The sequence below is a fragment of the Pseudomonas helmanticensis genome, from assembly GCF_900182985.1.
Classification (GTDB): domain Bacteria; phylum Pseudomonadota; class Gammaproteobacteria; order Pseudomonadales; family Pseudomonadaceae; genus Aquipseudomonas; species Aquipseudomonas helmanticensis.
On sequence record NZ_FXUY01000001.1, the window covers coordinates 2,234,653 to 2,258,235 of the forward strand.

Genomic DNA, 23,583 nt, shown 5'->3' on the forward strand with positions numbered 1-23,583 from the left:
CGAGTGTCAGCTCGCCTGCTCTTGATCTTGATCCACGGGCGACGTCGGAAGGCTGAGTGAAGGGATTGATCCGGGCGTGGGAGCGCAGCGACCGTTTGGCGCAGCCAAACACAGCGAGAGGAGGTGCAGCGAAGCAAACCGTAGGCGCTGCGCCCGGATCGATACCGGAGCGAAGGAACCCCGAGCCTTAGCGAGCGGGCCGTACGTAGGAGCAAGCCTTTTGGGTTACCTTTTCGGCGTTTGGAAAAGGTGACCCGCCGTAAGGGCGGAACCCTAAGTGGCCGTTACCGCAGGAAAGGATATGTACCCAAAACGAAAGACAGCAGCGCATCCAAGATCCATCCCCCTCACCCCAGCCCTCTCCCCCAAGGGGGCGAGGGGGAAGGGAGCCGATCTTCATGCAGTTCAAAATCGCAGCCCAGCTCGGTCAGTTGCTGAGAAACTCGGCTACTTTCTGCGCGGCGCTGGCCAAATGCTGTTCATGGGTAAACCCTGAAACCTTCAATGGCTTCAGGTCATGATCACCGGCCGCTAACCACGCCACCTCAATACTCGGTGACAAGGTGTAAGCCTCAACCGCCTCACGATTGCCCAACGCATCCCGCTCCCCCTGCACAATCAATGTCCGCGTCTTCAAACCAGCCAAATGCTCAACCCGCGGCTTCTCCGGTTTACCCACCGCATAAAACGGATAACCCAAACACACCAACGCATCAGCGCCCAATTCGTCAGCCAAAAGACTCGCCATCCGCCCACCCATCGACTTCCCGCCAATGGCCAGCCCCCCAGTGACATGACGCCGCACCTCGGCATACACCTCACGCCAATACTCCTGCAATTTCCCCGCAGGATTCGGCGGCCGCTTCACCCCATCCACCCGCCGCTGCGCCATATACGCAAACTCAAACCGCAACACGTTCACCCCAAGCCCGGCAAGGCGCCGAGCCATATCGTTCATCCACTCGCTATCCATCGGCGCACCGGCACCATGAGCAAGGATCAACGTCGCCGAAACCTCACCCGACGCGGCATCCCAAAGCCACCCATGATCACGCACGCACTGCGCCCATTGATCCCCGTCAATACTGGCCTTGTGCTGTTTGTCCATGCTTGCCTCGCTTTTAGTCTGCCTATAACTCCAGACGAAGGATTCGCCGCGTGTTTTGCGCGCGCTCACTTCGGCTGAACCGTGGATGGGGAACCATGAACACTTCTATCAGTACCGCCTACAACTACAAGGTGGTCCGCCAATTCGCCATTATGACGGTGGTGTGGGGCATCGTCGGCATGGGGCTCGGGGTTTTTCTCGCGGCTCAATTGGTCTGGCCCGAACTCAACTTCAATTTGCCCTGGACCAGTTTCGGCCGTCTGCGCCCGCTGCACACCAACGCGGTGATCTTCGCGTTCGGCGGCTGTGCGCTGTTCGCCAGTTCGTTCTACTCGGTGCAACGCACTTGCCAGACCCAATTGTTTGCGCCAAAAATCGCCGCGTTCTGTTTCTGGGGCTGGCAACTGGTGATCTTGTTGGCGGCGATCAGCCTGCCACTGGGTTACACCAGCTCCAAGGAATACGCCGAGCTGGAATGGCCGATCGACATCCTGATCACCATCGTCTGGGTCGCCTACGCCATCGTGTTCTTCGGCACGATCATGCAGCGCAGGACCAAGCACATCTATGTGGGCAACTGGTTCTTCGGCGCGTTCATCATCACCGTGGCGATTCTGCACATCGTCAACAACCTTGAGTTGCCGGTGAGTTTCACCAAGTCCTACTCGGTGTACGCCGGTGCAACCGACGCGATGGTGCAATGGTGGTACGGCCACAACGCCGTAGGCTTTTTCCTCACCGCCGGTTTCCTCGGGATGATGTACTACTTCGTGCCGAAACAGGCCGAACGTCCGGTGTACTCGTATCGTCTGTCGATCGTGCACTTCTGGGCCTTGATCACCCTGTACATCTGGGCCGGCCCGCACCACTTGCACTACACCGCGCTGCCGGATTGGGCACAGTCGCTGGGCATGGTGATGTCGCTGATTCTGCTGGCACCGAGCTGGGGCGGCATGATCAACGGCATGATGACTCTTTCGGGTGCGTGGCATAAGTTGCGCAGCGACCCGATCCTGCGCTTCCTCGTGGTGTCGCTGGCGTTTTACGGCATGTCGACCTTCGAAGGTCCGATGATGGCCATCAAAACGGTCAACGCCCTCTCCCACTACACCGACTGGACCATCGGCCACGTACACGCCGGCGCTCTCGGTTGGGTGGCGATGATTTCCATCGGCGCGCTGTACCACATGATCCCGAAAATCTTCGGCAAAGCGCAGATGCACAGCGTCGGTTTGATCAATGCGCACTTCTGGCTCGCGACCATCGGCACCGTGCTCTACATCGCTTCGATGTGGGTCAACGGCATCGCTCAGGGCCTGATGTGGCGCGCGGTGAACGAGGACGGCACGCTGACCTACTCCTTCGTCGAAACCCTGGTGGCCAGCCACCCAGGCTTCGTCGTGCGGCTGATTGGTGGGGCGATCTTCCTCAGCGGCATGTTCCTGATGGCTTACAACACCTGGCGCACCGTGCGGGCCTCGCAGCCTGCTGACGTCGTCGCTGCCGCGCAGATGGCCTGAGGAGTCCGCCATGAAACACGAAACGATTGAAAAGAACGTCGGCCTGTTGATGTTGCTCATGGTGTTTGCCGTGAGCATCGGCGGCCTGACCCAGATCGTCCCGCTGTTCTTCCAGGACGTCACCAACAAACCGGTCGAGGGCATGAAGCCCTACACCGCGCTGCAACTGGAAGGCCGCGACATCTATATCCGCGAAGGCTGCGTCGGTTGCCACTCGCAGATGATCCGCCCGTTCCGCGCCGAAACCGAACGCTACGGGCATTACTCGGTAGCCGGTGAAAGCGTTTGGGATCACCCGTTCCTGTGGGGTTCGAAACGTACCGGTCCGGATCTGGCCCGGGTCGGCGCGCGCTACTCGGATGACTGGCACCGCGCGCACTTGTACAACCCGCGCAACGTCGTACCGGAATCGAAAATGCCGGCCTACCCGTGGCTGGTTACGCAAGCGGTCGACAGCAGCCACACCGAAACCAAGCTCAAGGTCATGCGCACCCTCGGCGTGCCGTACACCGACGACGACATCAGCGGCGCGGTGGCCAGCCTAAAGGGCAAGACCGAAATGGACGCGCTCGTCTCCTACCTGCAAGTGCTCGGCACTGCGATCAAGAGCAAGAGGTGAGCCATGGTCTTTGAAATGAGTGCAGGCCTGATTCGCGGCCTCGGCACGGTCGTGGTGTTCGTCGCCTTCGTTGGTTTGACCTTGTGGGTGTTCAACCGCAAGCGCACGCCGGAATTCGCCGAAGCACGTTTGTTGCCGTTCGCCGACGAGCCGCAATCCGACACTACCCCCGCATCTGAAACAAGGAGTACCCGGCCATGACCACCTTCTGGAGTACGTGGATCTGCGTACTGACCATCGGCAGCCTGATCGGCCTGACGTGGCTGCTGATCGGCACCCGCCGGGGCGAGACCAAGGGCAGCGTCGACCAGACCATGGGCCACAGCTTCGATGGCATCGAGGAGTACGACAACCCGCTGCCGCAGTGGTGGTTCATGCTGTTCGCCGGCACGTTGGTGTTCTCTGTGGGCTATCTGATCCTCTATCCGGGCCTGGGCAACTGGAAAGGCATCCTGCCGGGTTACGAGGATGGCTGGACCGGCGTCCACGAGTGGGAAAAGGAAATGAGCAAGGCTGACGCCAAGTTCGGGCCGATCTTCGCCAAGTTCGCCGCCATGCCGCTGGAGGAAGTGGCGAAGGATCCGCAGGCGTTGAAAATGGGTGGTCGCTTGTTCGCCTCCAACTGCTCGGTGTGCCACGGCTCCGACGCCAAGGGCGCATTCGGTTTCCCTAACCTCGCCGACAGCGACTGGCGTTGGGGCGGCGACGCCGAGACCATCAAGACCACCATCATGGGTGGCCGGATGGCGGCGATGCCGGCCTGGGGCGAAGTGTTGGGCGAGGCCGGGGTAAAAAACGTTGCCGCGTATGTGCGTCACGAACTGGCCGGCCTGCCATTGCCTGCCGACAGCAAGGCTGACCTGCAAGCGGGACAGCAAGCGTTCAGCACCACTTGCGTAGCCTGTCATGGGGCAACCGGCCACGGCACTGAAGCCATGGGTGCGCCGAATCTGACGCACCCGGCCGGATTTATCTATGGCACCAGCCTGACTCAACTTGAGCAGACCATTCGCCATGGTCGTCAGGGTCACATGCCGGCGCAGAATGAGCTGTTGGGCAATGACAAAGTGCAATTGTTAGCAGCCTATGTGTACAGCTTGTCACATGGATTGAATACAGAAAAACTGATTACTGAAGACAATAAGCAGTAAGCGTTGCGTACACATCTGCCGCACCGTTCTCGGTGCGGCAGCATCCCGCCCCTTTGCGACGCATTGTCGCACCCCTTAACACCCTCACCTTTCGGTTCCCCGGATTCGGGTCTACGCTTGCTCGATGCGGACTGGCCCGTGCCGGTTCCAGGTCGACCCCGAGCGATGTGTTCGATGAATTGGCTGACAGACTCGCCGCAAAGGCCGGTAGATACCGGCTGTCGCGCCGATTGCCATTCATCAGCCGAACTGGCCGTTCGAACACACCTCGTTACAAGTGACCTGAACCCCTCGCTTTTTTCGTCCGCTGCGACATTTTGTCCGAGGCTGATTTTGTCCTTACGCGGCGCATGGAAAGGCCGCAGAATCAGCGTTGGAAAGCATTGACCCAGGTCATGGCGCGTTGCAATGACCCCCTGCTCTCTGCATACTTGCGGCCGATTTTAATCCTAATAAAACACCCAAACCGTGGAACCTTAGAATGAGCACAGCAATCAGTCCGACTGCTTATAACTATAAGGTAGTCCGCCAGTTCGCCATCATGACGGTGGTCTGGGGGATCCTTGGCATGGGGCTCGGTGTCTTCATCGCCTCGCAACTGGTCTGGCCGGAGTTGAACTTCGGTCTGCCGTGGACGAGCTTTGGACGCCTGCGCCCGTTGCACACAAACCTGGTGATTTTCGCCTTCGGTGGTTGTGCACTGTTTGCCACTTCCTACTATGTCGTGCAGCGAACCTGCCAGACGCGACTGATTTCCGACAGCCTCGCCGCCTTCACCTTCTGGGGCTGGCAAGCGGTGATCGTCGGCGCAATCATTACCTTGCCGCTGGGTTACACCACTACCAAGGAATACGCGGAACTGGAATGGCCACTGGCTATTTTGCTGGCGATTGTCTGGGTCACCTACGGTCTGGTGTTCTTCGGCACCATCACCAAGCGCAAAACCAAGCACATCTATGTCGGTAACTGGTTCTACGGCGCATTCATCGTCGTCACGGCGATGCTGCACATCGTCAACCACGCTTCCCTGCCAGTCAGCTTCTTCAAGTCCTACTCGGCCTATGCCGGTGCGACCGACGCGATGATCCAGTGGTGGTACGGCCACAACGCGGTGGGCTTCTTCCTGACCACCGGTTTCCTCGGGATGATGTATTACTTCGTGCCGAAACAGGCCGAACGTCCGATCTACTCCTATCGCCTGTCGATCGTGCACTTCTGGGCACTGATCACCCTGTACATCTGGGCCGGCCCGCACCACCTGCACTACACCGCACTGCCGGATTGGGCACAATCGCTTGGCATGGCGATGTCGATCATCCTGCTGGCACCAAGCTGGGGCGGCATGATCAACGGCATGATGACCCTGTCGGGCGCCTGGCATAAGCTGCGCACCGACCCGATCCTGCGCTTCCTCGTGGTATCGCTGGCGTTCTACGGCATGTCGACCTTCGAAGGGCCGATGATGGCGATCAAGACCGTCAACTCGCTTTCGCACTACACCGACTGGACCATCGGCCACGTACACGCCGGCGCGCTCGGCTGGGTGGCGATGATTTCGATCGGCGCGATCTACCACATGATCCCGAAACTGTTCGGTCGTGCGCAGATGCACAGCGTCGGCCTGATCAACGCGCACTTCTGGCTGGCGACGATCGGCACCGTGCTGTACATCGCTTCGATGTGGGTCAACGGCATCACTCAGGGCCTGATGTGGCGTGCAATCAACGACGACGGCACCCTCACCTACTCGTTCGTTGAAGCGCTGCAGGCCAGCCACCCGGGCTACATCGTCCGTGCGCTGGGCGGGGCTTTCTTCGCCAGCGGCATGTTCCTGATGGCTTACAACGTCTGGCGCACCGTGCGCGCCTCGAACCCGGCCGAAGCCGAAGCCGCTGCCCAGATCGCTGTCGTTGGAGCTCACTGATGAAGCATGAAGCTGTCGAGAAGAATATTGGCCTGCTGGCTTTCTTCATGGTCATCGCCGTCAGTGTTGGCGGCCTGACCCAAATCGTTCCGCTGTTTTTCCAGGACGTCACCAACAAGCCGGTCGAAGGCATGAAGCCACGCACCGCCCTTGAACTGGAAGGCCGCGACATCTACATCGCCAACGGCTGTGTCGGCTGCCACTCGCAGATGATCCGTCCGTTCCGCGCTGAAACCGAACGCTACGGCCACTACTCGGTTGCCGGCGAAAGCGTCTGGGACCACCCGTTCCTGTGGGGTTCCAAGCGTACCGGCCCGGATCTGGCCCGTGTCGGCGGTCGTTACTCCGATGACTGGCACCGTGCGCACTTGTACAACCCGCGCAACGTCGTGCCCGAGTCGAAAATGCCGGCGTACCCGTTCCTCGTGGAAAACAAGCTCGACGGCAAAGACACCGCCAAGAAAATGGAAGTGTTGCGCACGCTCGGCGTCCCTTACACCGACGAAGACATCGCCGGGGCCAAGGATGCCGTGAAGGGCAAAACCGAAATGGACGCGCTGGTGGCCTATCTGCAAGGCCTGGGCACCATCATCAAAAGCAAACGGTGAATTAGATGGATATCGGGATGATTCGTGGCCTGGGCACCGTTGTTGTGATGGTGGCCTTCATCGGTCTGGCGTTGTGGGTGTTCAGCCCCAAGCGCAAGTCGGAGTTTGAAGACGCGACCTTGTTGCCTTTTGCGGATGATCCCGAAGCCATCAAGCACGTCGAGCAAGCTTCTAGGAGTAACAAAGAATGACTACATTCTGGAGTCTGTACGTCACAGTCCTCAGTCTCGGTACGATCTTCGCCCTGACCTGGCTGCTGCTGTCGACCCGCAAGGGCCAGCGCAGCGAACAGACGGACGAGACGGTCGGGCACTCCTTCGACGGGATCGAGGAGTACGACAACCCACTGCCGAAATGGTGGTTCATGCTGTTCGTTGGCACGATCATTTTTGCTCTGGGTTACCTGGTGTTGTACCCGGGTCTGGGCAACTGGAAAGGCCTGCTGCCGGGCTACAACTACCTCGATAACGACAAGCAGACCGCGTTCGCCAACGGCCAGACCGGCTGGACCGGCGTGCACGAGTGGGAAAAGGAAATGGCCCGCTCGGACGCCAGGTTCGGTCCGATCTTCGCCAAGTTCGCTGCCATGCCAATCGAAGAAGTCGCCAAGGATCCGCAAGCACTGAAAATGGGTGGCCGTCTGTTCGCCTCCAACTGCTCGGTGTGCCACGGTTCCGACGCCAAGGGTGCTTACGGTTTCCCTAACCTGACCGACGCCGACTGGCGCTGGGGCGGCGAGCCGGAAACCATCAAGACCACCATCATGGGCGGTCGTCACGCGGTGATGCCGGCCTGGGCAGAAGTCATTGGCGAGCAAGGCGTTGCCGACGTCGCGGCATTCGTCGTGACCAAACTCGATGGCCGTAAGCTGCCGGAAGACGCCAAGGCTGACCCGGCCAACGGCGGCAAACTGTTCGCCGCCAACTGCGTGGCCTGCCACGGACCGGAAGGCAAAGGCACCCCAGCGATGGGCGCGCCTAACCTGACCCACCCGGGTGCGTTCATCTACGGTTCGAGCTTCGCGCAGTTGCAGCAGACCATCCGTTACGGCCGTCAGGGCCAGATGCCTGCGCAGGAACAACTGCAAGGCAACGACAAGGTGCACCTGCTGGCGGCGTATGTTTACAGCCTGTCACACGGTGAAAAAGCACCGGAAGCCGACGCCCAATAAGCCCGGCTTGCGCTGCAACGAAGCCCCCACCACTGATCTGGCGGGGGCTTTTTTATGGTCGGCTGGCAAAGATCGACTTTACCGGCACCGTCGCCACCGGCATACGTTCACGCCACTGGTTGCCCTCCACCAGACTCACCTCCAGTTGCTTGCGATCCTTGGAAAAACTGGCCGTCAGGTACGTCTGCCGAGAGGCCGCCCCACTGAGGAACATCGGCACGCTGCCTATGTAACTCATCATGCCGCCATCGGCATGGAAATGGCCGGCGAACATCGCCGTCACCTGATATTTTTCGATCATTGCACGAAAGCGTTTTTGCTCATCCCAACTGCCCGCCCAATCATAGGGTTTGTGCATATTGATAATGATCACCGATCCCTGCATCCGCGCTATCCGCAAATCATTCTCCAGCCAGTCCAGCGACTGCTTGATGTCGAACGTGGTCGGATTCAAGGCATGGGAAATTTTCACCTGGTAAGTCGGCTCATTGTTAAGTTGCACCAGATGCACTTCACCGATGTTCTTTGAATAAGCCAGGCTACCCAAATATTGTTTATTGAGAAGACCTCCGGTGACTGCAAGATCAAACTGATCGACCTTATCGACATGATGATCGCGATAATCGACGATACTGCCCGCTGCGCAACTCTCGCTAAAACAGTCGCCGACATTGTTCTGATAGTCGTGATTACCTAAGCCGTAAAGATAGTCATCAGCAAAGTATTTCTTCAACATCGACCCTACAAACGAGCGTTGCCAGCCGTGGCCGAAGGCGGTCATGTCGCCGTTGATCATCAGCGGCACTGCGCGCTGCCCGCCCATTTCGTTGCGGAACTGCGCAATACTCGCGAATTGGCTTTCAACCAGCCATTTCGAGCGTTTTTCAAAGTCCGCGCTCGACTCCTCTTCACCACTGTCCGATTTTTCCGTCCACGGGTATTGAGGATCCGAGGCAAATACCATGTGCTGTGGAACGCCCGCATCTGCATGGGCAAAAGAAGCCAGCGATGACAGGCAAAGTCCGGCGAGCATTTTTTTAACATCCTTTATATTCATACAACTCCATTTTTAACCTGATCTATAAACACCAATACGCAACTTCCGAAGAACGGCGCAAGCAACTAAACTATTCGAGAAGACCGCAACTTTAAAACCTGACAATTAACTAATTATATTTCCAGCACATTGATCTCGCGTACAAAAACGGCCCAGCCAATGTGTACTGGCGGGGCCGTTCCGTTTGCGTTTCATACCTTGAGACACTTGTCCGATGGACTCGATTGACCATCGGCGATAGGGTTTTGAGCAGCCCGATGATCCGCATTGGAGCAACTTCAAGGATGAAGCCGCCATGTCGAATGATGACAACACGCAACTGCCCGATGAGCAGGACCTCGCTGAAACCGAACAGGCTTGCAGCTCATCGGAACACGCCCTGAATCCCGCCGTGCTGACCCTCGGCACGCCGCTGCAACCCGACGCCAACAGCACCACTAAGCCGCACAGGAATACCGGCAGTCTCGACAGCCTGGGCGGTGGTCGGCTTCCCTGAGTTTTGAAACGAAGCCTGATTCAAGCCGAGATGGCTTCTGCTCCGCGCGAAGCCGTCTCGACACACGCCAGCCAGCGCCCGACCAACGGACGTATGAGCCCTGCTCCTTCCAATTGCCGCACTGACGGTGAAGTAGTAACGTTGCTACATCTGCAATCCGAGAGGTCGACCATGATGGCAATCACCACCATCTCCAGCCGTGAGTTCAATCAGGACACCAGCAGCGCCAAGAAGGCTGCGCGCCTGGGCCCTGTGATCATTACCGACCGCGGCAAGGCTTCTCACGTCCTGCTGAGCATCGAGGAATACCTGAATCTGAGCGGTACAAACGCAAACATTGTTGATTTGCTAGTCATGCCGGAAGCCGCCGACATCGAATTCGAAACCGAGCGTGCGGTCATCATTCATCGTCCCGTGGATCTATCCTGATGTATTTACTCGACACCAATGTGATATCCGAACTTCGCAAGCCGCAAGCTGATGCCAATGTCGTCAATTGGGCGAAAAGCGTGCTGGCTCCAAGCCTGTATCTTTCGGCCATTACCCTGAAAGAACTGGAAACCGGGGTGCTACGCATGGAACGGCGCGATCCTGCTCAAGGCAAGGTTTTGCGCAGCTGGCTGATGCGCCACGTCATGCCGGCATTCGACGCACGAATCCTGCCGGTGGACGCTGCTGTGGCACTGCGTTGTGCCAGTCTGCATGTCCCCGATCAGGCCAATGAAAGCGACGCATTGATCGCAGCCACCGCGCTGGTACACGGACTCACTGTCGTTACTCGCAATGTCGGTGATTTTAAATCGAGTGGTGTTTCCCTGATAAACCCCTGGAAACAATGAATTAGCGACCGCGCCAAAACTGTCCATACTCAACAAGTCAATTGACCTGCATCAGGCTTTGCTACATTCGCTACACCATTCAGGCTTCGCCCCCAACGCGACCAAAGGTCGCACCCTTGAGCTAGAGCGACAGGCGTATCATTGCGCCACTGCAACACCCCTTTTTGACCGCGGTTGGCACGTATCGACCGAGGCATTTTTCCACTGCCGTGGGATGCAATGATGAGCAACCAGATTCCAGTACACGACGTCACGCCACCGAGCAAAAACGCGAACAACAGCGTCGACCTTTACGCCTCAAGAGAAAAAATCTACACCCGCGCTTTCACCGGCCTGTTCCGCAACTTGCGGATGATGGGCGGTGCGGCATTGTTCCTGTTGTATTTCGGTACGGTTTGGCTGAACTGGGGCGGCCATCAGGCCGTGTGGTGGAACCTGCCAGAGCGCAAGTTCTTCATCTTCGGCGCAACGTTCTGGCCACAGGATTTCATCCTGCTCTCGGGGCTGTTGATCATCGCGGCGTTCGGTCTGTTCTTCATCACTGTTTATGCCGGCCGCGTCTGGTGCGGCTACACGTGTCCGCAAAGTGTGTGGACGTGGATTTTCATGTGGTGCGAGAAGGTCACCGAAGGCGACCGCAACCAGCGCATCAAGCTCGACAAAGCGCCGATGAGTGCCAACAAGTTCCTGCGCAAAGCCGCCAAACACGTGATGTGGCTGTTGATCGGTTTCGTCACGGGCATGACCTTCGTCGGTTACTTCTCGCCGATTCGCGAACTGGTCTTCGAATTCTTCACCGGCCAGGCCGATGGCTGGTCGTATTTCTGGGTCGGCTTCTTCACTCTCGCCACTTATGGCAACGCCGGCTGGTTGCGCGAGCAGGTGTGCATTTACATGTGTCCGTATGCGCGCTTCCAGAGCGTGATGTTCGACAAGGACACACTGATCGTTTCCTACGATCCGCGCCGTGGCGAAAGCCGTGGGCCGCGCAAGAAAGGTATCGACTACAAGGCCCAGGGCCTTGGTGACTGTATCGATTGCACGATGTGCGTGCAGGTCTGCCCGACCGGTATCGACATCCGCGATGGCCTGCAGATCGAGTGCATCGGCTGCGCGGCCTGCATCGACGCCTGCGACAGCATCATGGACAAAATGGATTACCCGCGCGGCCTGATCTGCTACACCACCGAACACAACCTGTCCGGGCAGAAAACCCATAAACTGAGGCCTCGCCTGATCGGTTATGCCATCGTGTTACTGGCAATGATCAGCCTGTTGGTCACTGCATTCGTGATGCGCTCGCTGGTCGGTTTCGACGTCAGCAAAGACCGCGTGCTATACCGCGAAAACGCTGAAGGCAGGATCGAAAACGTCTACAGCCTGAAGATCATGAACAAGGATCAGCGCGACCACACTTACGTGCTCGAAGCCAGCGGTTTGCCGGATCTGCGCCTGCAAGGCAAGCGCGAGATCAAGGTCGCGGCCGGTGATATTTTCAGCATGCCGGTCGAGTTGTCGAGCGCACCGGAACAACTGCCATCGAGCACCAACGAGGTGAAATTCATCCTCAAGGATGCCGATGACGACAGCGTCCACGTTGAAGCCAAGAGCCGATTCATCGGCCCACAAATCCGTTGAGAGAACTGAACATGCCCGCAGCAAACGCCGCAAGTCCCTGGTACAAGCACCTTTGGCCATGGATCATCATCGGGATTCTGGCCTGTTCGGTGACGCTGACCCTGTCCATGGTGACCATCGCGGTGAACAACCCGGACAACCTGGTCAACGACAACTACTACGAGGCCGGCAAGGGCATCAACCGTTCGCTGGATCGTGAGTTATTGGCGCAAAACCTGAAGATGCGCGCCAATGTGCACCTGGATGATGTCACTGGCGAAGTCGATCTGCGCCTGAGCGGCGACAGCCAGCCGAAGACCCTGGAGCTGAATCTGATTTCGCCGACCCAGCCGGAGAAGGATCGCAAGATCATCCTGACTCGCAGCGAAAGCGAAGCGGGCCGCTACATCGGTCAATTGGGTGACAAGGTCGAAGGTCGCCGGTTTGTCGAATTGCTCGGCAGTCAGGATGACCACGTCTGGCGTATGTTCGAAGAAGAACTGGTCAGCCACGACAAGGACCTGCTGCTCGGCGACGAACCCCTGCAAGGCGCCGAAGACCTGAAGAAGTAAACAACTTCAAAAGCCCCCTCACCCTAGCCCTCTCCCCCAGGAGAGGGAACTGATCTCGAGCGTTTGCACGTGTTGTGTATGGCTGTGAGGATTTCGAAGACTGAACCTGTTTTTCCGGCTCACACCGATCGGCTCCCTCTCCCTCCGGGAGAGGGCTGGGGTGAGGGCAAGCGGACAACCCCAATGCAAGGGCTTACCCCCCCAACGATGCCATGACCACCCCACTCCCCTGCTACCACTGCGCCCTGCCCGTCCCGTCCGGCAGCCGCTTCACCGCTGTCGTACTCGGGGAATCCCGCGAATTCTGCTGCCCTGGCTGCCAGGCCGTGGCCGAAGCCATCGTCGCTGGCGGTCTGCAAAGTTATTACCAGCATCGCAGCGAAGCCTCGGCCAACCCCGAGGCGCTGCCGGTGCAACTGGTCGATGAGTTGGCGCTGTACGACCGCGCCGACGTGCAAAAACCGTTCGTTCGTCATGAAGGCGATCTGGCCGAAACCACCTTGCTGATGGAAGGCATCAGTTGCGCAGCCTGTGGCTGGCTGATCGAGAAACACCTGCGCACGCTGCCCGCCGTGGCCGAGGCGCGCCTGAACCTGTCCAACCATCGCCTGCACGTAAGCTGGGTCGATGCGCAATTGCCGCTGAGCCAAATCCTCGCCGAGCTGCGCCACATCGGTTACGCCGCGCATCCGTATCAGGCCGACCGCGCCAGCGAACAACTGGCCAGCGAAAACCGTCTGGCCCTGCGCCAGCTCGGTGTGGCCGGGCTACTGTGGTTCCAGGCGATGATGGCGACGATGGCGACCTGGCCGGAATTCAACATCGACCTCAGTCCCGAGCTGCACACGATTCTGCGCTGGGTGGCGTTGTTCCTGACCACGCCAATCGTGTTCTACAGTTGCGCGCCGTTCTTCAAAGGGGCGATGCGCGATTTGCGTACCCGGCACCTGACCATGGATGTCTCGGTGTCGCTGGCCATCGGCAGTGCTTATATCGCCGGCATCTGGACCTCGATCACCGGTGTCGGCGAGTTGTATTTCGACGCGGTGGGCATGTTCGCGCTGTTTTTGCTCGCCGGACGCTATCTGGAACGCCGCGCCCGGGAACGCACCGCGGCCGCCACGGCGCAGTTGGTCAATCTGTTGCCCGCTTCGTGTCTGCGCCTGGACAACCACGGCCAGAGCGAACGCATCCTGCTCAGCGAATTGCGCCTGGGTGATCAAATTCTCGTCCAGCCCGGCTCGATTCTGCCGGCAGACGGCAAAATCATCGTTGGCCAGTCGAGCATCGACGAATCGCTGCTGACCGGCGAATACCTGCCACAGGCGCGCATGCCCGGTGATGCGGTGACCGCCGGCACGCTGAATGTCGAAGGCGCGCTGACGGTTGAAGTGCAGGCGCTGGGCCAGGACACGCGGTTGTCGGCCATCGTCCGCCTGCTCGACCGCGCCCAGGCGGAAAAACCACGGCTGGCAGAAATCGCCGACCGGGCCGCGCAATGGTTCCTGCTGTTGTCTTTGATCGCTGCGGCCGCCATTGGCCTGCTGTGGTGGGAGCTGGATTCCTCTCGCGCCTTCTGGATTGTCCTCGCCATGCTGGTCGCGACCTGCCCGTGCGCGCTGTCGCTGGCCACGCCGACGGCGCTGACTGCCGCCACCGGCACCTTGCACAAACTCGGCCTGCTGTTGACGCGCGGGCATGTGCTGGAAGGCCTGAATCAGATCGACACAGTGATTTTCGATAAGACCGGCACGCTCACCGAAGGCCGCCTGGTACTGCGCTCGATCCGCCCGCTCGGCGCGCTCGACAGCGATCAGTGCCTGAGCCTTGCCGCCGCCCTGGAAAACCGTTCGGAACACCCGATTGCCCGCGCCTTTGGCCGCGCTCCGCTGGCGGCTGAAGACGTCCACAGTACCCCGGGGCTTGGCCTCGAAGGGCTGGTCGGCGAGCAGCGCTTGCGCATCGGTCAGGCCGGGTTTGTCTGTGCTCTCAGCGGCGCCGCCGTGCCATCAATGCCGAATGATGCAGGCCAGTGGTTGCTGCTCGGTGACGCTCACGGCCCGCTGGCCTGGTTCGTTCTCGACGACCGCCTGCGCGACGATGCTCCGGCGCTACTTGCCGCGTGCAAGGCGCGCGGTTGGCGCACATTGTTGTTGTCGGGCGATAGCTCGCCGATGGTCGCCAGTGTTGCCGCCGAACTGGGCATTGATGAAGCCCATGGCGGCCTGCGCCCGGACGACAAGCTGCAAGTGTTGCAACAGTTGCACAAGGAAGGTCGCAAAGTGCTGATGCTCGGCGATGGCGTCAACGATGTGCCGGTGCTGGCTGCCGCAGATATCAGCGTGGCCATGGGCTCGGCCACCGATCTGGCGAAAACCAGTGCCGATGCTGTCCTCCTGTCCAATCGTCTCGACGCTTTGGTCCAAGCCTTCACGCTGGCACGGCGCACTCGCCGGGTAATCATCGAGAACCTGCTGTGGGCGGCGCTGTACAATGGCCTCATGTTGCCGTTCGCCGCCCTCGGCTGGATCACCCCGATATGGGCCGCCGTCGGCATGTCGATCAGTTCGTTGACCGTGGTGCTCAACGCCCTGCGCCTGACTCGGTTGCCGAGCGCGCCGGCCCTGCGCACCCCGTCAGAAACCCGCCCGCTGCCGGCCTGAGCCGCGCGGGCATGGAGTACAGATGCCAGCTCTCTACGTGATGATCCCGGCCGCACTGCTGATCGTGGCCATCGCCGTGTATATCTTTTTCTGGGCGGTGGACAGCGGTCAGTACGACGACCTCGACGGGCCGGCGCACAGCATCCTCTTCGACGATCAGGATCCGAATCACACGGCGGCCGTCGACGAAGCCAACGCCAGCAAGCCGGACGACAAGGCGCCACCCCATGCTTGAATTGGCACCCCTGCTGGTGTCGGCGCTGATCCTCGGCCTGCTCGGTGGCGGCCATTGCCTGGGCATGTGCGGCGGCTTGATGGGCGCGTTGACCCTGGCGATTCCCAAGGAGCAGCGCAGTCGACGCTTCCGTTTGTTGCTGGCGTACAACCTCGGGCGAATTCTAAGTTATGCCACGGCGGGACTGCTGATCGGCCTGGCGGGCTGGGCGGTGGCCAACAGTCCGGCGGCGCTGTTCATGCGCGTACTGGCCGGGCTATTGCTGATCGCCATGGGTTTGTATCTGGCCGGCTGGTGGAGCGGGCTGACGCGCATCGAAAGCCTTGGACGCGGTTTGTGGCGCTACATCCAGCCCGTGGCCAATCGCTTGCTGCCGGTGTCGAGCCTGCCGCGTGCGTTATTGCTGGGTGCGTTGTGGGGCTGGTTGCCGTGTGGATTGGTTTACAGCACGTTGCTGTGGAGCGCGAGCCAAGGCAATGCGCTGGACAGTGCATTGTTGATGCTTGCGTTCGGGCTTGGCACTTGGCCGGTGTTGCTCGCGACGGGCCTCGCCGCCGAGCGCGTCACCGCATTGCTGCGCAAGCGCAGCGTGCGCATGGCGGGGGGGGTGCTGGTGATTTTGTTCGGCATCTGGACCCTCCCTGGCCCACATCAGCATTGGTTGATGGGGCATTAAGATCAAAAGATCGCAGCCTTCGGCAGCTCCTACCTTTGGAATGCGTTTCCCTGTAGGAGCTGCCGAAGGCTGCGATCTTTTGATCTTATGCTGTTGATGCAAATCAAGATGCCCCTGCGCGCCCTCCCCTAGACTCGCCACACTGCCAGCCTATCCGGGGGAATGCCCGCATGCTCGACGCCATTCGTTGGGACACTGATCTGATCCGCCGCTACGACCTGGCGGGGCCGCGCTACACCTCTTATCCAACGGCCGTGCAATTCAACAGTCAGGTCGGCACCTTTGACCTGTTTCACGCCCTGCGTGACAGCCGCAAAGCCTTGCGCCCGTTGTCGCTGTACGTGCACGTACCGTTCTGCGCGAATATTTGCTACTACTGCGCCTGCAACAAGGTCATCACCAAGGATCGTGGCCGCGCCTTGCCGTATCTGCAACGGCTCGAGCAGGAGATCCAGCTGATCGCCTGCCATCTCGACCCGGCGCAGCAAGTCGAGCAACTGCATTTCGGCGGCGGCACCCCGACCTTTCTCAGCCACGACGAACTGCGTCAGCTGATGGCGCACCTGCGCAAGCATTTCAATCTGCTCGATGACGACTCCGGCGATTACGGCATCGAAATCGATCCGCGCGAAGCCGACTGGTCGACCATGGGCCTGCTGCGCGAACTGGGTTTCAACCGGGTCAGCATCGGCCTGCAGGACCTTGATCCGGTGGTGCAACGCGCGGTCAATCGCCTGCAAAGCCTGGAGGAAACCCGCGCCGTGATCGACGCCGCGCGCACCCTGCAATTTCGCTCGATCAACATCGACCTGATCTATGGCTTGCCCAAGCAGACCCCGGACAATTTCGCCCGTACCGTCGAGGAAGTCATCAGCCTGCAACCGGACCGACTCTCGGTGTTCAACTACGCGCACCTGCCGGAGCGCTTCATGCCGCAACGGCGGATCAACGCCAATGAACTGCCGAGCCCGGCGCACAAACTGGAAATGCTCCAGCGCACCATCGAGCAACTGACCGCTGCCGGTTATCGCTATATCGGCATGGATCATTTCGCCCTGCCCGACGATGAATTGGCGATCGCCCAGGAAGAGGAAACCCTGCAACGCAACTTCCAGGGCTACACCACCCACGGTCATTGCGACCTGATTGGCCTCGGCGTTTCAGCGATCAGCCAGATCGGCGACCTGTATTGCCAGAACAGCAGCGACCTCAACGAATACCAGCACACCCTCGCCTCTGCACAACTGGCGACCAGTCGGGGTTTGGTGTGCAATGCCGATGATCGGCTGCGGCGCGCGGTGATCCAGCAACTGATCTGCAATTTCAGCCTCGACTTCGCCGAGATCGAACAGCAATTCAACGTCGATTTTCAGGGCTATTTCGGCGCGCTGTGGCCGCAACTGCAAGGCATGGCCAACGATGGCCTGATTGAACTGAGTCGCGAAGGGATTGAAGTGCTGCCGGCCGGGCGCCTGTTGGTGCGCTCGGTGTGCATGGTGTTCGACGCCTACCTGGAACAACAGAACCGCCAGCGTTTCTCGCGGGTGATCTAGTTTTTCATCAGCAGCGAACCGACTTTCAGGTTCTGGTCTGCGCTCAGGCCCGATTGCCCGACCACTTTCGACAAGGCCAGATTGGCCGTGATCAAGCCGGTATTCAGCGCGGCGATGGCGCCGCGCAAGCTGGCAGCCTTGATGATCTTTTCTTCGTTGGTCAGGCGCTTGTCAGCCATCACCGCTTCGATGAGCGCCTTTTTCTCGGCAATCTCTTTTTGCAATTTGCGGATCATCTTCAGCAATTGCTGGATGTTCTCAGGCAAACCGCTTTCTTCGATATCGCGATTATCGCCGCCAGCGCCGGCGGATTTTTCGATGGAGGCTCCGGACAGCGACACTTTGACGCCCTCGACCAAGGTCGGGGTTGCGTCTTCGGTCGAGCTGGCGTCGCGGGCGTTGCCCGAAGACGTTTTAAACGTCTCCGGCAAAGCCGCAACGTCGCTGCCAGCGGGGCTGAGCGTGCCAATGGCGGCCATCGATTCATTCCTTGTATGCGTTCTGATACCTGTTTATCGGCTGCTTGCTCTGCGGCTTTATGGCTGTGGGACAAAGTCGCCACAGACTGGCCTGAATGTCCTCCCGTGGGTTACCCTTACGGCTTATGTGTGTTTTCCCACAAGGATTTAAGAAATGTCCGAGCCAGTCAAACTGCGCGCTCATAACCAGGCTCATTGCAAGGATTGCAGCCTGGCCCCTCTCTGCCTGCCACTTTCTCTGAATCTGGAAGACATGGATGCGCTGGACGAAATCGTTAAACGCGGCCGCCCGCTGAAAAAGGGTGAGTTCCTGTTCCGTCAGGGCGACACGTTCGATTCCGTTTATGCAGTACGCTCCGGCGCCCTGAAAACCTTCAGCCTGAGCGACAGCGGCGAAGAACAACTGACCGGTTTCCACCTGCCGAGCGAACTGGTCGGCCTGTCCGGCATGGACACCGAGAAGCACCCGGTGTCCGCCCAAGCGCTGGAAACCACCTCGGTCTGCGAAATTCCTTTCGAACGCCTCGACGAACTGGCCCTGCAATTGCCGCAATTGCGCCGTCAGTTGATGCGCGTGATGAGCCGCGAAATCCGCGACGACCAGCAAATGATGTTGCTGCTGTCGAAAAAAACCGCCGACGAGCGCATCGCCACGTTTCTGGTCAACCTGTCGGCACGCTTCCGCGCTCGCGGCTTCTCGGCCAATCAGTTCCGCCTGGCAATGTCGCGTAACGAAATCGGCAACTACCTCGGTCTGGCGGTGGAAACTGTGTCCCGAGTGTTCACGCGCTTCCAGCAGAACGAGCTGATTGCCGCCGAGGGCAAGGAGATCCACATCCTCGACCCGATCCAGCTCTGCGCCCTGGCCGGTGGCTCGCTCGAAGGCTAATGCCGATCCGCGGTTGAGCGAACCGTTTCAGCCGCGGGTATACTGCGCCGTTTGCAGCCCTGCCAGGACACCTCGACGATGGTCTTCGACTCCTTCGACATCAAATCCCTGATCCGCCCCGTGATCGACTTCCCGAAACCGGGCGTGATCTTTCGCGACATCACCCCGCTGTTCCAGTCGCCAACCGCCCTGCGCCTGGTGATGGACAGCTTCGCCCACCGCTACGTCGAAGCCGACTTCACCCACATCGGTGCGATGGATGCGCGCGGTTTCCTGATCGGTTCGGTATTGGCTTATCAGTTGAACAAGCCGCTGGTGCTGTTCCGCAAGCAAGGCAAACTGCCGGCGGACGTGTTGGCCGAAGGTTACGCGACCGAGTACGGCGAAGCGTTCCTCGAAGTGCACGCCGACAGCCTGTGCGAAGGCGATTCGGTGGTGATGTTCGATGACTTGATCGCCACCGGCGGAACGCTGATCGCGGCGGCCAACCTGATTCGCCGGATGGGCGCGCGGGTGCATGAGGCGGCGGCGATCATTGATTTGCCGGAGCTGCAAGGTTCGCAGCGTCTGCAGGACATGGGCATCCCGACGTTTTGCCTGACGCAGTTTGCGTTGACCGATAAATAATCAAGGTCAAAAGATCGCAGCCTTCGGCAGCTCCTACATTGGGATGTGCGTTTCCCTGTATGAGCTGCCGAAGGCTGCGATCTTTTGCTTTTAAAGCCCCATCTGCTTGCTGATGATTTCGTTCATCACCTCACGCGTCCCGCCGCCAATCGACAGAATGCGGTTATCCCGATACAGCCGTTCCACCAGGCTCTCGCGCATGTAACCCAACCCACCAAGAATCTGCACCGCCTCCGTGGTGATCCGGTCCGAGGTGTCCGTGGCAAAGTTCTTCGCCATGGAGATCTCCTTGATCACACTTTGCCCCGCCGCCATCTTCGCCGCTTGCCGGTAAGTGAACTCGCGCGACACCTCCAGCGCCGTGGCCATCTCGGCGAGTCGATGCTTGATCACCTGGAACTTGCCGATCGGCTTGCCGAACGCTTCACGCTCGCGCGCCCATTTCAGGCTTTCCTCCAGTGCGAGCTGTGAAGTCATGTTGGCCATCAGTGCCAGTGCCAGGCGTTCACTCTGGAAATTGCCCATGATGCAGGCGAAGCCCATATTCTCGGCGCCGATCAGATTTCCTACCGGCACTCGGCAGTCGTCGAAGAACAATTCAGCGGTGTCCGACGCCCACCAACCCATTTTCTTCAACTGCCGGCCGACGGTGAAACCGGCGGTGCCTTTCTCGATCAGCAGCAGGCTGATGCCGCCGAAACCCGCCGCGCCGGTGCGCACCGCAACGGTGTAGTAATCGGCGCGTACGCCACTGGTGATAAAGGTTTTGCTGCCGCTGACCCGGTAATAATCGCCGTCGCGCACGGCACGGGTTTGCAGGTTGGCGACGTCGGAACCACCGCCCGGCTCGGTCACGGCCAAGGCGCTGATTTTTTCGCCGCTGAGCACTTGCGGGACGACGCGATCACGCACGTCGGGGAGCGCCCATTTGACGATCGGTGGCAGACCGATATCCAGCGAGCCCAGCCCCGCGACGAGTCCACCTGAGCCGCAGCGCATCAGTTCTTCACTGGCGGCGACCTTGGCGAATAGATCACCTGCATGGCTGCCGCCCAGCGCTTCGGGGTAACCGATGCCGAGGATCCCGGCGGCGCCGGCCTTCAGGTAGAGCTCACGCGGAAAGCTTTCGGCTTCTTCCCACTCGTCAATGCCAGGCAGGATTTCGCGCTCGACGAAACGTCTGACGCTGTCGCGGACCATTTGATGGCTGGGGTCGAAGTATTCCTGAAAGGCAGGCATGGGCGAGCTCCACGGAAGGGTTCGCCGACGTTAACCGAGCGCTTGCTTGGTTTACAAGATACAGAAGATCAAAAGATCGTAGCCTGCGGCAGCTCCTACATCCGAATGCGTTTCCCTGTAGGAGCTGCCGCAGGCTGCGATCTTTTGATTTTTATCAGAGGGCGATCGGTTTACGCCCGGCAAACGAATGCGCCAGCGTGCCGCCGTCAACCAGTTCCAGCTCGCCGCCCAACGGCACACCATGGGCAATCCGCGAGGCGATCAGGCCTTTGTGCTGCAACAACTGCGCGATGTAGTGCGCCGTGGCCTCGCCTTCCACCGTCGGATTGGTCGCGAGGATGACTTCAGCAAACGTGCCCGCCTCTTCGATCCGCGCCATCAGTTGCGGAATGCCGATCGCCTCAGGCCCCAAGCCATCGAGCGGCGACAAATGCCCCTTGAGCACAAAGTAGCGCCCCCGGAAACCGGTCTGCTCGACTGCGTAAACGTCCATCGGCCCTTCCACCACGCACAGCAACGTATCGTCGCGGCGAGTATCGGCGCATTGCGGGCACAGATCGTCTTCGGTCAGCGTGCGACATTGCCGGCAGTGGCCGACGCCTTCCATGGCCTGGCTCAAGGCCTGGGCGAGACGCAAGCCGCCGCTGCGGTCACGCTCGAGCATCTGCAACGCCATGCGCTGGGCGGTTTTCTGACCCACGCCCGGCAAGGTGCGCAGAGCGTCGATCAGTTGGCGAATCAAAGGGCTGAAGCTCATGGGTAAAAAGTCCGACAAAACAACGAGACGCGGTTTATACCCGCGCCTCCGGCCAGCGTCAAATACTCAGTCCGGGGCAACCCGAACCACCAGTTTGCCGAAGTTGCGCCCTTCCAGCAGGCCGATAAACGCCTCGGGCGCCTGCTCCAGGCCTTCGACCACGTCTTCGCGGAATTTCACCTTGCCGTCGCGTACCCACGGCACCATGTGGCTGATGAATTCCGGCTGACGGTCACCATAATCGTCAAAGACGATGAAGCCCTGAATGCGCACGCGTTTGGTCAGCAGCGTGCGTTGCAGCATCGGCAGACGATCCGGGCCCTGCGGTGCCTCAGAGGCGTTGTAACCGGCAATCAGACCGCACAGCGGGATGCGCGCCTTGGCGTTGAGCAACGGCACGACCGCGTCGAACACGTGGCCACCGACGTTCTCGTAATAGATGTCGATGCCCTTGGGGCAGGCTTTGGCCAATTGTTCGGCGAAGTCTGCGGCCTTGTGATCGATGCAGGCGTCGAAACCCAATTCCTCGACCACGTATTTGCACTTCTCGGCACCGCCAGCCACACCCACGGTGCGCAGGCCTTTGATTTTCGCCACTTGGCCAACCACCGAACCCACGGCACCGGACGCTGCGGCAACCACCAGCGTTTCACCTTCCTTCGGCTGGCCGATGTCCATCAGCCCCATGTACGCGGTCATCCCCGGCATGCCCAGCACGCCGAGGGCCATCGACGGGCTCGGCAACCCCGACGGAATCGGAATGATGTTGCGGCCGTCGCTGATGCTGTGGCTCTGCCAACCGGTGGCGCCGACCACCAGATCGCCTTTATGGAATTTCGGATGACGCGAATCCTCGACACGGCTGACAGCACCACCGGTCATCACTTCGCCGATTTGTACCGGGGCGGCGTAGGAAGGTGCGTCGCTCATGCGTCCGCGCATGTAGGGGTCAAGGGAGAGGTAAAGGGTTTTCAGCAGTACCTCGCCATCCTGCAGATCCGGCAGGGCTTCGCGTTCGAGGCGGAAGTTTTCCGGGGTCGGCGCGCCGACCGGGCGCGAGGCGAGAACGAAACGTTGGTTGAGCGTGAGAGGGTCGGACATGTCAGCGTCTCCTGTGAATGATGAATTCAGCGGGTATAGGGAGCAGACCGTTGAGGCTTTTGCACGTTCGATGTTTATACAGGCGAACCGGGCTGATCGTTCCCATGCTCCGCGTGGGAATGCCTCAACGGACGCTCTGCGTTCGACTCTGGACTTGGGACGCGGAGCGTCCCGAGCGGCATTCCCACGCAGAGCGTGGGAACGATCAATGGGGCAGAAACAAAAATGCCAGGCGCGATGCCTGGCATTTTGTGTAGCTCATCTGCCGCCAAATGGCGAATCAGAATGGCAGTTTCATACCGGCTGGCAGGTTCATGCCGGCGGTCATGCCGCCCATTTTTTCCTGGCTGTTGGCTTCGATCTTGCGCACGGCGTCGTTGACGGCGGCGGCTACGACGGCTTCGAGCATTTCTTTGTCGTCTTCGCTCAGGCCTTCAACCAGGCTCGGGTCGATGCTGACGCTTTTGACGTCGTGACGACCGGTCATCACCACGGTGACCATATCGCCGCCGGCCTTGCCGGTGACTTCGGCGTTGGCCAGTTCTTCCTGCATCTTGGCCATTTTTTCCTGCATCTGCTGCGCCTGCTTCATCAGGCCGGCCATGCCACCTTTCATCATGGGAATCACCTCAAAAGTACTTGGATCAAAACAGCGCCCGGCCAGCGAGGCCGGGCACCTTCA

General features: G+C 59.8%; 26 protein-coding genes. 19 read left to right on the plus strand and 7 right to left on the minus strand.

Annotated elements, in window-relative coordinates; translation table 11 throughout:
• Nucleotides 1-427 precede the first annotated feature (427 nt).
• A complete protein-coding gene (locus QOL84_RS09810) occupies nucleotides 428-1,108 on the minus strand; it encodes an alpha/beta family hydrolase (protein ID WP_283437091.1) in 681 nt (226 codons plus the stop codon).
• 95 nt (nucleotides 1,109-1,203) lie between these two features.
• Here QOL84_RS09810 and ccoN (QOL84_RS09815) point away from each other — a divergent pair, with 95 nt between their 5' ends.
• The 8 genes from ccoN (QOL84_RS09815) to ccoP (QOL84_RS09850) all read left to right on the plus strand — a co-directional run bounded on the left by ccoN (QOL84_RS09815) (nucleotide 1,204) and on the right by ccoP (QOL84_RS09850) (nucleotide 8,101).
• Nucleotides 1,204-2,628, plus strand: coding sequence for a cytochrome-c oxidase, cbb3-type subunit I (gene ccoN / locus QOL84_RS09815; RefSeq protein WP_283437092.1), 1,425 nt, complete (start codon nucleotides 1,204-1,206; stop codon nucleotides 2,626-2,628).
• Nucleotides 2,629-2,638: 10 nt separating this feature from the next.
• Nucleotides 2,639-3,247 carry a cytochrome-c oxidase, cbb3-type subunit II gene (gene ccoO / locus QOL84_RS09820; RefSeq protein WP_008082031.1) on the plus strand — a complete coding sequence of 203 codons (609 nt, stop codon included), beginning with the start codon at nucleotides 2,639-2,641 and terminating at the stop codon, nucleotides 3,245-3,247.
• Between the two features lie 3 nt (nucleotides 3,248-3,250).
• The gene (locus QOL84_RS09825; RefSeq protein WP_283437093.1) at nucleotides 3,251-3,448 is read left to right on the plus strand and encodes a cbb3-type cytochrome oxidase subunit 3; all 198 of its coding nucleotides are present in this window, start codon (nucleotides 3,251-3,253) and stop codon (nucleotides 3,446-3,448) included.
• Entirely contained in the window at nucleotides 3,445-4,398 is a 954-nt protein-coding gene (gene ccoP / locus QOL84_RS09830; RefSeq protein ID WP_129391562.1) for a cytochrome-c oxidase, cbb3-type subunit III, read from the plus strand. Before QOL84_RS09825 ends, ccoP (QOL84_RS09830) begins: the two co-directional genes overlap by 4 nt.
• A gap of 481 nt (nucleotides 4,399-4,879) precedes the next feature.
• Nucleotides 4,880-6,322 carry a cytochrome-c oxidase, cbb3-type subunit I gene (ccoN, locus tag QOL84_RS09835; RefSeq protein WP_129391558.1) on the plus strand — a complete coding sequence of 481 codons (1,443 nt, stop codon included), beginning with the start codon at nucleotides 4,880-4,882 and terminating at the stop codon, nucleotides 6,320-6,322.
• Nucleotides 6,322-6,930 (plus strand): cytochrome-c oxidase, cbb3-type subunit II, encoded by a 609-nt coding sequence (gene ccoO, locus QOL84_RS09840; RefSeq protein WP_129391555.1) that lies wholly within the window; start codon nucleotides 6,322-6,324, stop codon nucleotides 6,928-6,930. Before ccoN (QOL84_RS09835) ends, ccoO (QOL84_RS09840) begins: the two co-directional genes overlap by 1 nt.
• Nucleotides 6,931-6,935: 5 nt before the next feature.
• On the plus strand, nucleotides 6,936-7,121 hold the full coding sequence (locus QOL84_RS09845) for a CcoQ/FixQ family Cbb3-type cytochrome c oxidase assembly chaperone (protein WP_003175465.1): 186 nt from the start codon (nucleotides 6,936-6,938) through the stop codon (nucleotides 7,119-7,121).
• Entirely contained in the window at nucleotides 7,118-8,101 is a 984-nt protein-coding gene (gene ccoP, locus QOL84_RS09850) for a cytochrome-c oxidase, cbb3-type subunit III (RefSeq protein WP_283437094.1), read from the plus strand. Before QOL84_RS09845 ends, ccoP (QOL84_RS09850) begins: the two co-directional genes overlap by 4 nt.
• A 52-nt stretch (nucleotides 8,102-8,153) precedes the next feature.
• On the opposite strand, the gene QOL84_RS09855 is transcribed toward ccoP (QOL84_RS09850), so the two are convergent.
• On the minus strand, nucleotides 8,154-9,158 hold the full coding sequence (locus QOL84_RS09855) for a metallophosphoesterase family protein (protein WP_283437095.1): 1,005 nt from the start codon (nucleotides 9,156-9,158) through the stop codon (nucleotides 8,154-8,156).
• A gap of 295 nt (nucleotides 9,159-9,453) precedes the next feature.
• Here QOL84_RS09855 and QOL84_RS09860 point away from each other — a divergent pair, with 295 nt between their 5' ends.
• The 9 genes from QOL84_RS09860 (at nucleotide 9,454) to hemN (ending at nucleotide 17,809) form a co-directional block, all read left to right on the plus strand.
• Nucleotides 9,454-9,654 (plus strand): hypothetical protein, encoded by a 201-nt coding sequence (locus tag QOL84_RS09860; RefSeq protein ID WP_283437096.1) that lies wholly within the window; start codon nucleotides 9,454-9,456, stop codon nucleotides 9,652-9,654.
• Nucleotides 9,655-9,828: 174 nt separating this feature from the next.
• On the plus strand, nucleotides 9,829-10,083 hold the full coding sequence (locus QOL84_RS09865; RefSeq protein ID WP_283438644.1) for a type II toxin-antitoxin system Phd/YefM family antitoxin: 255 nt from the start codon (nucleotides 9,829-9,831) through the stop codon (nucleotides 10,081-10,083).
• A complete protein-coding gene (locus QOL84_RS09870; protein WP_283437097.1) occupies nucleotides 10,083-10,493 on the plus strand; it encodes a type II toxin-antitoxin system VapC family toxin in 411 nt (136 codons plus the stop codon). Before QOL84_RS09865 ends, QOL84_RS09870 begins: the two co-directional genes overlap by 1 nt.
• Nucleotides 10,494-10,715: 222 nt before the next feature.
• Entirely contained in the window at nucleotides 10,716-12,131 is a 1,416-nt protein-coding gene (gene ccoG / locus QOL84_RS09875) for a cytochrome c oxidase accessory protein CcoG (RefSeq protein ID WP_283437098.1), read from the plus strand.
• Between the two features lie 11 nt (nucleotides 12,132-12,142).
• Nucleotides 12,143-12,682: a FixH family protein gene (locus tag QOL84_RS09880; RefSeq protein WP_129391537.1), complete on the plus strand. Its 540-nt coding sequence runs from the start codon at nucleotides 12,143-12,145 to the stop codon at nucleotides 12,680-12,682.
• Nucleotides 12,683-12,894: 212 nt separating this feature from the next.
• Nucleotides 12,895-15,345, plus strand: a complete 2,451-nt coding sequence (locus tag QOL84_RS09885) for a heavy metal translocating P-type ATPase (protein WP_283437099.1) — start codon at nucleotides 12,895-12,897, stop codon at nucleotides 15,343-15,345.
• Nucleotides 15,346-15,367: 22 nt separating this feature from the next.
• Nucleotides 15,368-15,580 (plus strand): cbb3-type cytochrome oxidase assembly protein CcoS, encoded by a 213-nt coding sequence (gene ccoS, locus QOL84_RS09890; protein WP_077571858.1) that lies wholly within the window; start codon nucleotides 15,368-15,370, stop codon nucleotides 15,578-15,580.
• Entirely contained in the window at nucleotides 15,573-16,256 is a 684-nt protein-coding gene (locus QOL84_RS09895; RefSeq protein ID WP_187681069.1) for a sulfite exporter TauE/SafE family protein, read from the plus strand. Before ccoS ends, QOL84_RS09895 begins: the two co-directional genes overlap by 8 nt.
• A 170-nt stretch (nucleotides 16,257-16,426) precedes the next feature.
• Entirely contained in the window at nucleotides 16,427-17,809 is a 1,383-nt protein-coding gene (gene hemN / locus QOL84_RS09900) for an oxygen-independent coproporphyrinogen III oxidase (protein ID WP_283437100.1), read from the plus strand.
• Here the strand turns inward: hemN and QOL84_RS09905 are convergent.
• The gene (locus QOL84_RS09905; protein WP_283437101.1) at nucleotides 17,806-18,288 is read right to left on the minus strand and encodes a hypothetical protein; all 483 of its coding nucleotides are present in this window, start codon (nucleotides 18,286-18,288) and stop codon (nucleotides 17,806-17,808) included. The genes hemN and QOL84_RS09905 overlap by 4 nt on opposite strands.
• 154 nt (nucleotides 18,289-18,442) lie before the next feature.
• Here QOL84_RS09905 and fnr point away from each other — a divergent pair, with 154 nt between their 5' ends.
• The gene (gene fnr, locus QOL84_RS09910; RefSeq protein WP_141129035.1) at nucleotides 18,443-19,177 is read left to right on the plus strand and encodes a fumarate/nitrate reduction transcriptional regulator Fnr; all 735 of its coding nucleotides are present in this window, start codon (nucleotides 18,443-18,445) and stop codon (nucleotides 19,175-19,177) included.
• Between the two features lie 78 nt (nucleotides 19,178-19,255).
• Nucleotides 19,256-19,804: an adenine phosphoribosyltransferase gene (locus tag QOL84_RS09915; protein WP_024012326.1), complete on the plus strand. Its 549-nt coding sequence runs from the start codon at nucleotides 19,256-19,258 to the stop codon at nucleotides 19,802-19,804.
• A 90-nt stretch (nucleotides 19,805-19,894) separates the two neighbouring features.
• On the opposite strand, the gene QOL84_RS09920 is transcribed toward QOL84_RS09915, so the two are convergent.
• From QOL84_RS09920 to QOL84_RS09935, 4 genes are all read right to left on the minus strand, one after another.
• Nucleotides 19,895-21,043, minus strand: coding sequence for an acyl-CoA dehydrogenase family protein (locus tag QOL84_RS09920; RefSeq protein WP_283437102.1), 1,149 nt, complete (start codon nucleotides 21,041-21,043; stop codon nucleotides 19,895-19,897).
• A 154-nt stretch (nucleotides 21,044-21,197) separates the two neighbouring features.
• Nucleotides 21,198-21,800: a recombination mediator RecR gene (gene recR, locus QOL84_RS09925; protein WP_283437103.1), complete on the minus strand. Its 603-nt coding sequence runs from the start codon at nucleotides 21,798-21,800 to the stop codon at nucleotides 21,198-21,200.
• Nucleotides 21,801-21,866: 66 nt separating this feature from the next.
• Nucleotides 21,867-22,901, minus strand: coding sequence for an NADP-dependent oxidoreductase (locus tag QOL84_RS09930; protein ID WP_283437104.1), 1,035 nt, complete (start codon nucleotides 22,899-22,901; stop codon nucleotides 21,867-21,869).
• A gap of 280 nt (nucleotides 22,902-23,181) precedes the next feature.
• Nucleotides 23,182-23,520 (minus strand): YbaB/EbfC family nucleoid-associated protein, encoded by a 339-nt coding sequence (locus tag QOL84_RS09935; RefSeq protein WP_042558527.1) that lies wholly within the window; start codon nucleotides 23,518-23,520, stop codon nucleotides 23,182-23,184.
• Nucleotides 23,521-23,583: the final 63 nt, after the last annotated feature.